Annotated in this window: 11 protein-coding genes; 5 read left to right on the top strand and 6 right to left on the bottom strand. The window is 60.2% G+C overall.

What is annotated here, in order from left to right; all coding sequences use genetic code 11:
* Nucleotides 1–3 precede the first annotated feature (3 nt).
* The 4 genes from N1037_18860 (at nucleotide 4) to N1037_18845 (ending at nucleotide 6,446) form a co-directional block, all read left to right on the top strand.
* Nucleotides 4–714, top strand: coding sequence for an ABC transporter ATP-binding protein (locus tag N1037_18860; protein ID UWS79290.1), 711 nt, complete (start codon nucleotides 4–6; stop codon nucleotides 712–714).
* On the top strand, nucleotides 711–3,074 hold the full coding sequence (locus N1037_18855) for an ABC transporter permease (GenBank protein UWS79289.1): 2,364 nt from the start codon (nucleotides 711–713) through the stop codon (nucleotides 3,072–3,074). The genes N1037_18860 and N1037_18855 overlap by 4 nt, the downstream gene beginning before the upstream one ends.
* A gap of 3 nt (nucleotides 3,075–3,077) precedes the next feature.
* A complete protein-coding gene (locus N1037_18850) occupies nucleotides 3,078–4,313 on the top strand; it encodes an HlyD family efflux transporter periplasmic adaptor subunit (GenBank protein ID UWS79288.1) in 1,236 nt (411 codons plus the stop codon).
* Nucleotides 4,314–4,859: 546 nt separating this feature from the next.
* A complete protein-coding gene (locus N1037_18845) occupies nucleotides 4,860–6,446 on the top strand; it encodes a Na/Pi symporter (protein ID UWS79287.1) in 1,587 nt (528 codons plus the stop codon).
* A 109-nt stretch (nucleotides 6,447–6,555) separates the two neighbouring features.
* Here N1037_18845 and leuB read toward each other — a convergent pair whose 3' ends face one another.
* Nucleotides 6,556–7,659 (bottom strand): 3-isopropylmalate dehydrogenase, encoded by a 1,104-nt coding sequence (gene leuB / locus N1037_18840; GenBank protein ID UWS79286.1) that lies wholly within the window; start codon nucleotides 7,657–7,659, stop codon nucleotides 6,556–6,558.
* 30 nt (nucleotides 7,660–7,689) lie between these two features.
* Nucleotides 7,690–8,640, bottom strand: coding sequence for a LysR family transcriptional regulator (locus N1037_18835; GenBank protein ID UWS79285.1), 951 nt, complete (start codon nucleotides 8,638–8,640; stop codon nucleotides 7,690–7,692).
* Nucleotides 8,641–8,735: 95 nt separating this feature from the next.
* Here N1037_18835 and N1037_18830 point away from each other — a divergent pair, with 95 nt between their 5' ends.
* On the top strand, nucleotides 8,736–9,656 hold the full coding sequence (locus N1037_18830) for a sugar nucleotide-binding protein (GenBank protein UWS79284.1): 921 nt from the start codon (nucleotides 8,736–8,738) through the stop codon (nucleotides 9,654–9,656).
* Here the strand turns inward: N1037_18830 and N1037_18825 are convergent.
* The 4 genes from N1037_18825 to leuC form a co-directional block, all read right to left on the bottom strand.
* Nucleotides 9,653–10,741 (bottom strand): endonuclease/exonuclease/phosphatase family protein, encoded by a 1,089-nt coding sequence (locus N1037_18825; protein UWS79283.1) that lies wholly within the window; start codon nucleotides 10,739–10,741, stop codon nucleotides 9,653–9,655. The genes N1037_18830 and N1037_18825 overlap by 4 nt on opposite strands.
* 29 nt (nucleotides 10,742–10,770) lie before the next feature.
* Complete coding sequence (locus N1037_18820) at nucleotides 10,771–11,604, bottom strand: hypothetical protein (GenBank protein UWS79282.1); 834 nt, start codon at nucleotides 11,602–11,604, stop codon at nucleotides 10,771–10,773.
* A gap of 503 nt (nucleotides 11,605–12,107) precedes the next feature.
* A complete protein-coding gene (leuD, locus tag N1037_18815; GenBank protein UWS79281.1) occupies nucleotides 12,108–12,713 on the bottom strand; it encodes a 3-isopropylmalate dehydratase small subunit in 606 nt (201 codons plus the stop codon).
* Nucleotides 12,714–12,726: 13 nt separating this feature from the next.
* Nucleotides 12,727–14,133 (bottom strand): 3-isopropylmalate dehydratase large subunit, encoded by a 1,407-nt coding sequence (gene leuC, locus N1037_18810; GenBank protein ID UWS79280.1) that lies wholly within the window; start codon nucleotides 14,131–14,133, stop codon nucleotides 12,727–12,729.
* Nucleotides 14,134–14,449: the final 316 nt, after the last annotated feature.

Here is a 14,449-nt window from a genome sequence, read left to right as displayed (position 1 = left end):
CCCATGCAGAGTTCAACAGCCTTCCGTACAAGCGGATTGACCAAGGTTTATGGCAGCGGCCATTCGGCGGTGCATGCTTTACGCGGTGTTGACCTGGAAATTCCCTCTGGTGACATCGTGGTTCTGTTGGGGCCGTCGGGGTCAGGGAAATCGACCCTGCTGAACATCATTGGCGGTCTGGACCGCGGCACCAAGGGTGAGGTCTATTTCCGCGATCACTGCCTTAGCGATATGTCGGATGCGCAGCTGACACGCTATCGGCGCGATCATGTGGGTTTTGTGTTTCAGTTCTATAATCTTATGCCCAGCCTGACGGCGCGTGAAAACGTCGAGCTGGTGACGGAAATTGCAGCAGACCCGATGGACCCCGATGAGGCCCTCGCCCTGGTTGGGCTGCGCGAACGGGTGGACCATTTCCCGGCGCAGCTCTCAGGTGGGGAACAGCAGCGGGTGGCCATCGCCCGCGCCATCGCCAAACGGCCTGAGGTTCTGTTTTGTGATGAACCAACCGGGGCGCTCGACAGTGAGACGGGGCGGGCAGTATTACAGGTGCTACGGGATGTGAATGCCGAAATGGGCTCTACCATTTTGATGGTGACCCATAACGCCAATACCGCCGCCATGGCGGATCGGGTAATCTATTTTGCCGATGGCGGCATCCGCAAAGTGGTGGAGAACAGTGAAAAACTCAGCCCTTCAGAGATCTACTGGTGACACCGCTGGATCATAAGCTGCTGCGCGACCTTTGGCGCATCAAGGGGCAGGCCCTGGCGATTGGGATGGTGATTTCTGTTGGGGTGATGATGCTGGTGATGATGACAGGGCTGGTGTCGTCGCTTGGCGAAACCCGGGCGGCCTATTACCAACGCTACCGGTTGGCCGATGCCTTTGTGCCGGTGAAACGCGCGCCGGAACGACTGACATCTCATCTGGCGCAGATCTCAGGGGTTGCCGCCGTTGAAACACGGGTCACCGGGCGGGCCCTGATTGATCTGCCAGACCAAAGCCTGCCAGTGCAGGCCCAGGCGCTGTCCTTGCCAGAGCGCAGGCGCCCGGCGTTGAATGATATCTACCTCACCCATGGGCGGTTCCCGGCTTTGGGCCGGACCGAAGAAATTGTGCTTTTGCAGAGTTTTGCCAAGGCCCATGATTTACTGCCGGGGGATACTCTGGCCGCCACCATGAATGGCAGCCGACGCCAGTTCAAAATTGCCGGATTGGCGCAAAGCCCAGAGTTTCTCTATGTTACGGCACCGGGGGAGCTGGTGCCTGATGATGCCCGTTTTGGGGTGATCTGGATGCACCGCGCTGGGCTTGCCGCCGCCTATGATCTGGAGGGGGCGTTTAATGAGGCTCTGCTTGGGGTGACGCGGGGCGCCAATGTCGAGGCGGTTCTTGATCGCGCCGACCGCCTGATGGCGCCCTATGGGGGCAGCGGTGGCTATCCCTTGGCGGACCAGTTTTCGAACCGCTTCATCTCTGAGGAAATCTCTGGCATGGCGGCGGCCTCCAAGGGGGTGCCCCCCATCTTTCTCGCGGTGGCCGCTTTTCTGCTCTACATCGTTATCAGTCGCATGGTGCAATCCGAGCGCGAGCAAATCGGCCTGATGAAGGCCTTTGGCTATACCGATTTTGAGGTGGGGAGCCATTATTTCAAGATGATCCTGGCCATCGCGCTGGGCGGTGCGCTGGCCGGATGTTTGGCCGGAATTGCCAGTGGCCGGGCGATGATCGGGCTGTATGGGCTGTATTTCAAGTTTCCCTTTCTGGTCTTTCGCCTCGACCCGGCCTCCTTTGTGACGGGGGTAACGGTGAGTGTGGTTTCGGCCTCGGCGGGCGGGCTTTGGGTGCTGCGGCAGGTTTTTGCCCTGACCCCAGCAAGCGCAATGCGCCCGCCCGCGCCGCCGGATTACAGTCGCACTCAAAGGCTGGGCAAAACCCTGTCGGCGCTACTGGATCAACCCAGTCGTATGGTTTTGCGCCGCCTGACGCGACAGCCAGTTCGCATGGTGGGGGCCATGGTTGGCATTGCCTGCGGCATGGGCTTGTCGGTGGCGATGATCACGATCTACGCGGGGTTTGATCGCACCATTGATCTGACGTTTTCGGTTGTGGACAGAAGCGACGTAAGCGTGACCTTCACCCAGCCTGTTGGCGAAAAGGCCCTGTTTGAGCTGCGGCGCATCAAGGGGGTGATGCAGGTCGAGCCGGTACGCCAGGTTCCGGTGGTGCTGCGCAACGGGGTGCATAGCTATCGTAGTGCCATCACCGGCCTGCCGCAAAAGCCAATTCTGAACCGGGCGCTGGATGAAAGCATGGCGCCAATCCAGATGCCAAAAACCGGCGTTGTACTGTCCAGTGTTCTGGCCGAGATCCTGCAGATCAAGGCGGGGGAGATGCTGACCGTTGAGGTGCGAGAGGGGCGGCAACCGGAGTTGCAGGTCCCTGTTTCTGCGGTTGCTCAGACGCTGTTGGGGGCGCCGGCCTATATGGATCTGACGGCGCTTAACCAGGTTCTGCGGGAACCGGGACGGGTGTCGGGGGCCTATCTGACAATTGATGGGGCCCGGTCCGATGGTATCTACCAGACTCTGCAGGACATGCCCACGGTTGCCGGGCTGAGCCTGAAAGAGGATGCTCTGGAGGCCTTTGTGGTGTTGATGAATACCGGCGCTGGGGCCATGCGCTATGTGATGGGGGCTATCGCCTTTGTTATTACCTTTGGCATTGTCTACAACGCCGCCCGCATCGCCTATGCGGAACGCACCCGCGATCTGGCCAGCCTGCGGGTGATTGGTTTCAGCAAAGGCGAGGCGGCTTTTGTGCTGCTCGGAGAGCTGGCGGTGGTGACATTGATCTCCCTGCCAGTTGGGGCAATGCTGGGCTACCATCTTTCTTTTGGTATCGCGGCAGGTTTTTCAACGGATCTGTATCAGATCCCGGCGGTCTTTGACCCGGTGAGCTATGGCCAGGCGGTCCTTGTGGTTGTTATCGCTGCAGTGATTTCCGGCTGGTTGGTCAAGCGCGATCTCGACCGATCTGATTTGATCGACGCATTAAAAACACGGGAGTAACCCATGGCACAGGCAAAAAAACGATCGCGTCTGGTGTTGATGCTGGGTGTTGGCGGGCTGCTCGCAGCGGCGCTGGTGGCCGCCTTTTGGCCCCGCCCCTTGATGGTGGATCTGCAAGAGGTCAGCCGCGGGGCGCTACAGATCTCCATTGACGAGGAAGGCCGCACCCGGGTGAGTGAACCCTATGTGGTGTCGACGCCGGTTGCCGGGCGGTTGCAGCGGGTTGAGGTCGACCCCGGTGACCCGGTGGTACGCGGAGAGACGGTCATTGTGACGATGTTGCCGACCAACCCAGTGGCGCTGGATCTGCGAACCCGGGAGCAGGCGCAGGCAGCGGTGCGATCAGCAGAGGCGGCCCTACGCGGTGCCCATGCCGATCTGAGCGCCGCCGAAGCCAGCCGGGACCTGGCCGAGACCGAGTTGCAACGCACCGAGCAGTTGGCGCAACGCAATATTGCCAGTCCTGCAGCCTATGATCGGGCCAAACGCGGGTTTCGCATCTCCGAAGCCCAGGTGCAGATGGCCGAGGCGGCAATCGGCACTCGCGAAGCGGATCTTGCCAATGCCCAGGCGCAGCTTATTGGTTTTGAGGATCTGGGTCTTGGTGCCGCCCTGCGCGACAAGACCCAGAATGAAATCCCGCTGCATGCTCCGGCCACGGGGCGAATTTTGCAGGTCATGCATCAAAGCGCCACAACCCTGCCTGCGGGGGAGCCGATCATGGAGATCGGCGATATCGATGGGGATCTGGAAATTGTGGTGGATCTGATCTCATCGGATGCGGTGCAGGTTACACGCGGCGACCCGGTGTTGATCGAGGATTGGGGTGGGGCGGCCACCCTGCACGGAGAGGTCGCGCGGATTGATCCCTTTGGTATCACCAAGGTCTCGGCGCTGGGCGTGGAAGAGCAGCGGGTGCCGGTGGTGATCGCGCTGGCCTCTCCGGCAGAGGATCGCGCCGGGTTGGGGCATGGCTACCGGGTTGAAACACGGATCATTGTCTGGCGGGCAGAAGATGTACTGCGGGTGCCCTCCAGCGCCTTGTTCCGGGTGGGTGAGAGCTGGTCTGTTTTTGTCATGGTTGACGGGGTTGCCACCCAGCGCCAGATCGACATCAGCCACAACAATGGCATCCAGGCGCAGGTGGTCAGTGGATTGACCGAAGGCGAGCAGGTGGTGATTTACCCCTCTGCGGCCATCCAAAACGGTGCCGCGATTACCCGCCGCATTATCGAATAGGCAGCCGTACTGCGGTGAGGCCCGGAGAGGATTGTCGGAGCTCTGGAGCGGCGCCCTGTTAGGTGTTGTCCTCTATTCTGGATTTGATAAAGGGCGCCTGGTGCCAGGGCTCCGAGAGCCCCTCTGTTTTTCGGCAATGGCTGGCGGTTGTCAGTTGAGCCGTCGTCGAAACCTAGGGCTTCAAAATCACCTCAGGTCTGCGCCTGAAGACTGCGCAGGCAATCCGCCACATGGTCACCCACATCAAAGACGGGAATGATGACAGAGATTAGAGGCCGTGGTTTGGAGTGTTGCATTCGATGAGACAGCTTCTACAAAAATGGCCGGTTCTACAAATAGGGTCGGCGCGGGTGCACTAGTACATCACCAGGGGCTGCGCAGTCACTAACCCTAATTGCTGTGCGCTCTTCCAGGTCCTTGACACGCTGGGGGGCGAAGCTGGCTCATGGGCTTGTTTGCTGAGCATTCTGAGGTCTGTCCCTGCTCTGGCTCTGCCTTGCGCAGGTTTGGTCTGCTGGTCATATAGGAGGGCGAAAAGGGGTAAACATGACAGAGCAACTGTTTTATGTTCTTGGTGGAATTGGCATGTTCCTGATGGGGATGAAGGTGATGACCGAGGCCCTGCGCGAAGCAGCCGGCACTGGGTTACAGGCCATCCTGACCAGATTTACCACCACTCCCTTTACCGGCGTCCTATCAGGCGGGCTGACCACCGCTGCGATCCAGTCTTCCAGTGCGACAACCGTGATGACGGTTGGCTTTGTCGGGGCGGGGTTATTGACCATGCCGCAGGCGCTTGGGGTGATTTACGGGGCCAATATTGGCACCACGGCGACGGGCTGGTTGGTGAGCCTGCTGGGCTTCAAGCTCAAACTGGGCACTGTGGCGATGGCGCTGCTGTTTCCGGCCAGCCTGCTGGACCTTTTGGCGCGGGGTGGTTGGGCACGAGCCGGGCGCATGTTGGCAGGGCTCTGCCTTTTGCTCATCGGCCTGGATCTGATGCAGGCAGGGATGAAGGATGCTGGCACTATCCTGCGCCCCGAGATGTTGCCGTCTGGTTCAGTCCTTGGTCTGCTGGCCCTTGCTGCCCTGGGCGCAGGGCTGACGGTTGTCATGCAAAGCTCTTCGGCGGCCATGGCTCTGGCCCTGGTCATGATCCAAAGTGGTGCCATCAGCCTGACGCAGGCTGTGGCGATTGTGGCGGGGATGAATATCGGCACCACCTGCACCGCCTTGCTGGCCTCGCTGGGCGGGTCGCGGCCCATGCGGCAGACTGCGGTTGCCAATCTGCTTTTCAATGTGGCGACCAGCCTGATAGCGGTGCCTGTGTTGTTGTTTGGGTTGGGGGCGCTGCAGGAACTGGCCGTGCGGACCAATCCGATGACCGCGATTTTGGTGTTTCATACCGGGTTTAATGTGGTTGGCGCGATGCTGTTCCTGCCGGTCACGGCGCAGTTTGCGCGGTTCATCACCTGGCTGATGCCAGAGACGCCTAAGACAAGATTGGTTGATCTGGACCGGGCCTTGCTGTCGGATCCGGTCACGGCGCTCTTGGCGGTGCAGGCCGCGCTGGAGCTGCTGGAACATCGGGTCTACGGGGCTATGGCCTCTGCCCTGCAGGTGCCGGCGGACTATCGTGGGATAGCAGCGCTGTCTCCCTGTCGCGCCGCTCTGGCTGAGGTCGAGGCCTTCCTTGCGGATATTCGCCTGACGGCAGATCATGCAAGACAGGAGGTCGCGCTGTCCGCCTTGCTGCACCAGACCGACCATCTGTTGCGGCTGCTGGAACGGTTGAGCCAGACCGGGCGGATATCGGTTCTGAAGGAGGATCCGCTGTTGCGACGTCCAGCCCTGATCACCGGGGTGGTGCTCCGTCGGCTGATCGAGGGGTGTTGCTCTGATGCCGAACAAGCCCGGTTGCAGCGGCTTGCGGTTTTGGTCAATCACCGCAAGGACCGACATCGCCGTGGGTTGCTGTTGGGAGAACACGCCGGGCTATTTGATCTGAACGAGGTGTTTTCCAACACCGATGCAATGCGTTGGCTGACCCGTTGCCTGCACCATCTCGAAAGGTTGGAACACTATCGTCAGGTCACCAGAGCGGCCCTGCCTGTCGCCAGAGCGATGCCCTAGCCAAATCTATCTGTTCAAAAAAGAAAAGAGGGCGTTTTCGCCCTCTTTTTTAGGTTACCAATGGGGTCCAGCGGCAGCGCCCCTCAGAGGCCCGCCACTGGTAATAGGATTACAGGCTGGCCTGCAGGGCTGCGACCACGGCGTCGCCCATTTCGCTGGTCGAAATCGGATCAACACCGTCTTCACCCAGCAGATCTGCGGTACGGGCACCGTCCGAGAGCACTGTTTCGATGGCTTTTTCCAGACGGTCGGCCTCGGCCCCCATGTCAAAGCTGTAGCGCAGCGCCATGGCAAAGCTGAGGATACAGGCGATCGGGTTTGCCTTGCCCTGGCCTGCGATGTCCGGGGCTGAGCCGTGCACCGGTTCGTACATCGCTTTGGGGCGGCCATTGGCCATCGGCGCGCCAAGGCTGGCCGAGGGCAACATGCCCAACGAGCCGGTCAGCATCGCGGCACAATCGGACAGGATGTCGCCAAACAGGTTGTCGGTCAGGATGACGTCGAACTGTTTTGGCGCCCGCACCAGCTGCATGGCGCCGTTATCGGCATACATGTGCGACAGCTCTACCTCGGGGTATTCCTTGCCCACACGGGTGGCCACTTCGCGCCACAGGATACCGCTTTCCATCACATTGGCCTTCTCCATCGAGCAGACCTTTTTGTTGCGGCGCATCGCCAGTTCAAAGGCCGAGCGGGCAGCGCGTTCGATCTCAGACTCGGTGTAGCGCTGGGTGTTGATGCCGACGCGCTCGTTGCCTTCTTCAAAGATGCCGCGCGGCTCGCCAAAATAGACGCCCGAGGTCAGCTCGCGCAGGATCATGATGTCCAGGCCGGCCACGATGTCGCGCTTCAGCGAGGAAAAATCGGCCAGCGCGTCAAAGCACTGCGCGGGACGCAGGTTGGCATAGAGATCCATTTCCTTGCGCAGGCGCAGCAGGCCCCGTTCTGGTTTGACCGAGAAGTCCAGATCGTCATAGGCTGGGCCGCCAACCGCGCCGAGCAGAACCGCGTCCACCTCTTGTGCGCGGGCCATGGTTTCATCCGCCAGGGGAACGCCATGTTTGTCATAGGCGGCGCCGCCGACCAGATCTTCGCTCACATCGAACTGAATGTCGCGGGCTTCACCAAACCAGGTGATGACTTTACGAACCTCGGTCATGACCTCGGGGCCGATACCGTCGCCGGGCAGAATCAGAATCGATGGATTGGACATATGTGCCTCCTAAAAACAGTTGGCAACGGCCTACCCCTCTGGGGCCTCAGGGTCAACAACGGCCCCTGATTTCAAGGGCGAAGGTGGCGATTTACTGGCCATTTTCAGGCCTTTTGCCAACAGCGACCAGACCCGCCGGATGCGGGGCGTTTCCCGCATGGCGCTATGGGTGGTGAGCCAGACCGGCAGCGGTGGAATTTCGACGCCCAGATCCAGCTCTGCCACGGTGGTATCGGCGCGCGCCACATCGCTTTGGCAAAAGCCGATGCCGCATCCTGCCCGCACCAGTTGCCAGTAGGTCGCCTGATTGTCACAGCGCATGGCAAAGGTGCTGCGATCAACCTGCCATCCCATCGCCCGCATGGCGTTGAGGATCAGCGCGTTGTTGTCATAACCCACCAGGTCATGCTGCCACAGTTCTGCTGCGCTGCGGGGAGTGCCGCGTCGCGCTAGGTATGTGTGGGCGGCAAAAATACCCAGCGGCAGATCGGCGATATGTTGGGTGATCACATCCAGCTGGCTGGGGCGATACATGCGCAGGGCAATATCGGCGGCCCGGTACAACAGGTTTTCGCTTTCATCTGTTGGCACCAGTTCTAGCTCAATCCCCGGTTCTGCCTGGCGAATATCGGCCAGTATGGGGGGCAACAGGTAGTGGGAGGCAAAAACGCTGGCGGTGATGCGGACGGTGCCGGCCAGCTCTTCGGACTGGCCCGCGGCCTGAAGCGACAAACGATACATCTGGGCCTGCATTTCCCGCGCCATGGGCAATAGCGCGGTCCCGGCCTGCGACAGGCGCAATCCGCGCGGGTGGCGATCAAACAGTTGCTGGTTGAGGCTGGCCTCCAGGCTTTGGATGTGGCGGCCCAGGGTGGGCTGGCTGCGGTCTAACTGCCGCGCCGCCGCCGAAAGCGAGCCGCAGTCGGCGACGGCCAGGAAGCTTTGGATGAGCGACCAATCGGTGAGCAGTGCATCATTCATGCATTAATGAATGGCAGATCTAAAAATTTTGGCAATGCCATATGTCAATTGAATAGGAGAGGCTGGGGCCAGTGTTCAGGATAGGAGAAGATTTTATGACACAGACAGCTCTCATACTCGGTGCTTCGGGCCGGTTTGGCCGCGCGGCAGCGGCTGCTTTTGAGCGGGCCGGATGGCAGGTAAAGCGCTTTCAGCGCGGGACGGAAAACCTGTCGCAGGTCGCTGTCGGGGTCGATGTGATCGTGAACAGCTGGAACCCGGCCTATCCGGATTGGGCAAAACAGGTGCCAAGCCTACACCGTCAGGTGATTAGGGCCGCTGAAATGAGTGGCGCGACGGTCATTCTGCCCGGTAATGTCTATGTTTTTGGCCCCCAAACCCCGTTCCCATGGTCTGAGCAGAGCCCCCATGCGGCGCAAAACCCGCTGGGACGTATCCGAGTGGAGATGGAGGCGGCCTATCGTGCCTCCAAGGCGCGGGTGATCGTGCTGCGCTCGGGGGATTATCTGGATACCGAGGCGTCGGGGAACTGGTTTGATGAGATGATCACAGCCAAGCTGGGCAGGGGCAAATTCATCTACCCAGGGCGGGCGGATATTCCTCATGCCTGGGGCTATTTGCCGGACAAGGCCCGGGCTGCGGTGGGGCTGGCTGAAAAACGCGCCGAACTGCCGCGCTTTTTGGATGTTCCCTTTGCGGGCTATACCCTCACCGGGCATGAGCTGCTGGCGGCAATAAACGCGCATCTGCACCAGCCGGCCAAACTGAGCCAGATGTCCTGGCTTCCCCTGCAGCTGGCTCGTCCGTTCTGGCCCTTGGGGCGCTGCCTGTTGGAGATGCGGTATCTGTGGGATACCCCACATAGCCTGAGCGGGGATCTGCTACAGCAGCTCTTGCCCGATTTTCAGGTGACCCCGGTGGCACAGGCTTTGCCACATTGCCTGCCCGAGGCGCTGTTGATCCCTCAAACGGGCAGAAGGCTGAAGGCAGAGGGAAGCGGCGGCTTAGCGGCCTAGTCGAGGAGGATATCCAGCCAAACCAGCCTATGGCGGCTGGCAATTGCGGCGGCGGAGGTGGCGCTGTCAGGCCAGATCACCCCGGAGGCCGCAACGTGCCAGTCCTGCGAGGGCAGCAGGTAGTCCACCCGCATGCGGCGGCCTTCGCCCCAATCCACGGTCTGAGCTCCCCCCTGCGGTGACAGGGGGCGCGGATCCTGTAGCCTGGGGTCCTGTAACAGTCTGGCGATGGTTTCGCGTCGGCCCGCGCCAGTGTCGGGGTCCAGGTTTGCGCCACCGGCGATAACAAACCGTTGGGTTGGTGGGCGCGCGAATTCTGCCGGGAGCTGCCCGTCAAGAAGCCCGTCAAGTAGCCCGTCCAGAAAAACCTGCCAAAGGCGGATCTCATCGGCATTGCGCAACCCGTTGCGGTCTTCGATGCCGTCGAACACCGGCGGCGCGGCCTGAAAACACAACAGCGTCAGTCGGGAGCCGTTTGCCAGCTCCACCGGCAAGACCCAATGGGCAGTGGAGGACAGGCGTTGGATTGCCTGGGCGGGCTTTGACGGAAAGGGGCTGCCATCCGGGTGCTGGGGCAGGGCGGCGCCGGGGATGTCGCGCCACACCAGCGGGCTAAGGTCAATCAGCTCCTCTACCACCAGCGGGTAGCGCGACAATACCGCCATGCCACCGCGCCCGGTGTAGTCACCAAAGCCCTGTGAATCGCCGGGGCCACCCAGGCGGCCATCACCATCCAGATCAAGATCGGTGGCAAGGCCCGCATTGGGCTGACCCGCAAAGAGATGCGGGTAAGTCGCGCCTTCCTGCGCCAGCTGCCGCGCCAGCGCCTTGAGCGCCAGATTGTCGTGGTCCCAGTCAAGACCCTGCAACACCAGGATATCAGGCTGTGCCTGGGTGATGACGGTGATCACCGCAGCAATTTGCGCGTCCTCACCGCGGGTAATATCGCGCAGCAGCAGGCCCGGCCCCTTGCGGGACAGCTCAGTATTGAATGTAGCGATGCGTAGGGTTTCCGCCTGCGCCAATAGCGGCGGGGCGAGGCAGGTGAACAGCACTGAAAACAGCACAGGAGTACGCGGCAACATGGAGAGATATCGCCATATCACCCAAGGCATCATACAGCCTGAAGGGTTTCGGCATGGGCGTAGACGGCCCGTCTTTTCTGCGCGATCAAATCGGCGACCCGCAGCATCGCCAGCCCGCGCATGATCATCGAGGCCGGGACAAAGGCCCAGGCCGTTATCACCCAAACCAACATCTGAGGGGAGGTGAGCTGGCTGACATCTATCAGGCCGGACATGAGTTTGATCATGGCGGGAATGGCAAAGGGCAGCAACACCCCGATGACGATATTGATACGGCCATCCCGCTGCAGCCGGCTGACAACATCGCCGCCGGTGGTGGGATCAAACAGCGGTAGGTTCACCCAGACATTAAAGGCGCCATTGGCGACAGGCCAGTTGCCGATCCGTATGGCGATAATAAACCCCAGGGTCGCCAGTGCCGAGACAAGATAGGCGATGCCGGCAGCGCTCCGGGTCAGCTGAAGGCTTTCGCTGGGGGTGTCCAGTGGCAGCATCAAAACCGTCAATTGCACTGGAGAGTAGGCAAAATCCAGGGCCTCGCCCAGCTGCGTTCCCAGACCCTGCACCAGTGCGGTAAGACCGGTTGGGTCCAGCGGATGACGCGTCAGCAGGCTGAGCAGACCGACCATAACAAAGGCCGCGATAAACCGCATTCGGTTCAGCGGTGGCGCCTCGCGAAATTCGACAAAGCTGGGATAGTTGGAGAAATACTCGGCAAAGGTCAACGCTCCGCCAAGGATCGCCATCAGGACGATGATCTCTGGAGATTCTGTGGCAGAAACCGGCAGTAACATCGATGGCATTGCGATCAGCAATGCAACCAATACACTACGAGTTGCCGCGCCTGATATGCGAGCAATCACTGCTTTTTTTCCCTTCAAACTGGACTGGACGGTACTTTGCCGTGCCCTTGTTCCAACTTGATGCATCCTGGACTGCCCAGAATGCGCGCCTCAATTTTGCCCCATTTCTGCATGGATTGGCTGCTGGGCTCAAGTTTCCAATTGCGGAAGTGTGATTTTCCTTAAGGAAGCTATGGGGGCTGATGCCCGAATGCATCAATTTTGGCCAAACCTATCAGCAACTTGTCCAGCTTATACCAGATCTTGTGGTTGCAGGGCGTTAGACCCCCAGTCCGATTTGAAGCTGGATTGGGCAAGCCCAAGGGGGTGGAAATGTGTCGCATTTGTGGCGCATTTGTCTTAATTTGCACTCAAATGGTGTGGCCACAGCTTTTGGTGGCTGGGCTTTGCGCCCCAAAAGTGGCTGCCCGGATGAATACAGCCGCCCCAGAATTCTGGAGCGGCTGTATTCAATTTCGATCTGCGCGCGGCCCAACAGGCACGCAGCGCTGGAAACGCGGTGGTTAGACCCAGGGACGTTCCTGCGCCATCTTGTCTTCGTAGGTGTGAACCGCGCTCTGCTTTTGCAGGGTCTGGCCGATGTCATCCAGCCCTTCCAGCAGGCATTGCTTCTTAAAGCTATCAACCTCGAACTTGATCACTTCCCCGTCCGAGGTGGTGATTTCCTGGGCCTCAAGGTCCACGGTCATACGGGCGTTTGCGCCCTTTTCCGCGTCCTTCATCAACAGGTCGACCTGCTCTTGTGGCAGAACAACCGGCAGGATGCCGTTCTTGAAGCAGTTGTTGAAGAAGATGTCGGCAAAGGAGGTCGAGACCACACATTTGATGCCAAAATCAGCAATCGCCCAAGGCGCGTGTTCCCGCGAGGAGCCACAGCCAAAGTTGTCGCCAGCCACCAGGATCTCTGCGTTGCGATACTGGGGTTTGTTCAGCACAAAATCAGCAATTTCGCTGCCGTCGCGGTTATAGCGCATCTCGTCAAACAGATTCTTGCCAAAGCCCGTCCGTGCAATCGACTTCAGGAACACCTTGGGGATGATCATATCAGTGTCGATGTTGACCAGGGGCATAGGGGCGGCGATGCCGGTGAGTTTTTGAAACTTATCCATCTGTCTCGCTCCTTCAGATCAAATCACGGATGTCGGTCAGCTTGCCGGTGAGGGCAGCTGCGGCGGCCATGGCCGGCGACACCAGATGGGTGCGGCCCTTGTAGCCCTGACGTCCCTCAAAGTTGCGGTTCGAAGTCGCGGCGCAGCGCTCACCTTCGGACAGCTGATCGGGGTTCATCGCCAGACACATGGAACAGCCCGCAAGACGCCATTCAAAACCTGCCTCGCGGAAGATATCCGCCAGACCTTCTTCTTCGGCCTGGGCGCGAACCAGGCCAGAGCCGGGAACGATCATGGCCCGCATGCCGTCTTTGATCTTCTTGCCTTTGACCACTTCGGCCACGGCGCGGAAATCTTCGATGCGGCCATTGGTGCAGGAGCCGATAAAGACGGTGTCGATCTCGATGTCGGTCAGTTTCTGACCGGGGGTCAGACCCATGTATTCGATCGAACGGCGCGCGGCCTCAACCTTGCCACCCTCAAAATCTTCGGGGTTAGGCACTACACCAGTGATCGGCAGCACATCCTCGGGCGAGGTGCCCCAGGTCACAACCGGCTGGATATCTTCGCCGCGCAGGGTGACAACCTTGTCAAAATGCGCGCCCTCATCGGTGTAGAGCGTCTTCCACCAGTTCAGCGCGGCTTCCCACTGGGCGCCCTTGGGGGCGTGGGGGCGACCGTTGACATAGGCGTAGGTGGTTTCATCCGGAGCAATCAGACCGGCGCGGGCGCCGCCTTCGATTGCCATGTTGCAGACGGTCATGCGACCTTCCATCGACAGATCACGGATCGCTTCGCCACAATACTCGATGACATAGCCGGTACCGCCGCCGGTGCCGGTTTCACCGATCACCGCCAGGGTGATGTCCTTGGCAGTGACGCCAGGGTTGAGCTTGCCGGTGATCTCAACCTTCATGTTCAGGGATTTTTTCTGAATCAAGGTCTGGGTGGCCAGCACGTGCTCCACCTCGGAGGTGCCGATACCATGGGCCAGGGCGCCAAAGGCACCGTGGGTGGCAGTGTGGCTGTCGCCGCAGACCACGGTCATGCCGGGCAGGGTCCAGCCCTGTTCCGGGCCGACGATGTGCACGATGCCCTGGCGCACGTCAGAGACCGGATAGTAGTGCACGCCAAATTCGCGGGCGTTCTTGTCGAGCGCCTCGACCTGGATGCGGCTTTCGGGCGTCATTTGCGAAGGATCATCGCGGCCCTCAGTGGTGGGGACGTTGTGATCCGGCACTGCAATCGTTTTGTCCGGCGCATGCACAGTGCGGCCGGCCAGGCGCAGACCTTCAAAGGCCTGCGGGCTGGTCACTTCGTGGACCAGGTGGCGGTCAATATAAAGAAGGCAGGTGCCGTCCTCTGCTTCATGCGCAACATGCGCATCCCAGATCTTGTCATAGAGCGTTTTGGGGGACATGTGTCCTCTCCCGTATATTCAATTGTGAGTAGCTGGCGTAGGGCGTGGGCTGCCGATTATAGGCGCGCCAGGACCGTGCGGGCGGCACCATAGAATCGCTCGCGCAGGCGGGCGCGATCTTGCAACTCAATAGTCTGGGCCAATACGAGGGTCATGTGCGTCAGATACAGGGGGGCGGGCAGGCGATCAAGGGCTGGCTTGGCGAGAACGCCGTAATCTGGGCAAACTTTCCTTTGAATCCTTGTAAATATGATGTGTTCCCTCTTTCGGTGCGGCGGCAGATCAGGCAGAGAGTGTCGATGATTCGAGTCCCGTT

This window comes from Phaeobacter sp. G2 (assembly GCA_025163595.1).
Lineage (GTDB): Bacteria > Pseudomonadota > Alphaproteobacteria > Rhodobacterales > Rhodobacteraceae > Pseudophaeobacter.
This window is presented reverse-complemented; position numbering and strand designations above follow the sequence as displayed.

Bases quoted from the DNA above. Each gene is read 5' to 3' on its own strand.
- N1037_18860 (UWS79290.1), top strand. From the start codon at position 4: ATGCAGAGTTCAACAGCCTTCCGTACAAGCGGATTGACCAAGGTTTAT.
- N1037_18850 (UWS79288.1), top strand. From the start codon at position 3,078: ATGGCACAGGCAAAAAAACGATCGCGTCTGGTGTTGATGCTGGGTGTT.
- N1037_18845 (UWS79287.1), top strand. From the start codon at position 4,860: ATGACAGAGCAACTGTTTTATGTTCTTGGTGGAATTGGCATGTTCCTG.
- leuB (UWS79286.1), bottom strand. From the start codon at position 7,659: ATGTCCAATCCATCGATTCTGATTCTGCCCGGCGACGGTATCGGCCCC.
- N1037_18835 (UWS79285.1), bottom strand. From the start codon at position 8,640: ATGAATGATGCACTGCTCACCGATTGGTCGCTCATCCAAAGCTTCCTG.
- N1037_18830 (UWS79284.1), top strand. From the start codon at position 8,736: ATGACACAGACAGCTCTCATACTCGGTGCTTCGGGCCGGTTTGGCCGC.
- N1037_18825 (UWS79283.1), bottom strand. From the start codon at position 10,741: ATGTTGCCGCGTACTCCTGTGCTGTTTTCAGTGCTGTTCACCTGCCTC.
- leuD (UWS79281.1), bottom strand. From the start codon at position 12,713: ATGGATAAGTTTCAAAAACTCACCGGCATCGCCGCCCCTATGCCCCTG.
- leuC (UWS79280.1), bottom strand. From the start codon at position 14,133: ATGTCCCCCAAAACGCTCTATGACAAGATCTGGGATGCGCATGTTGCG.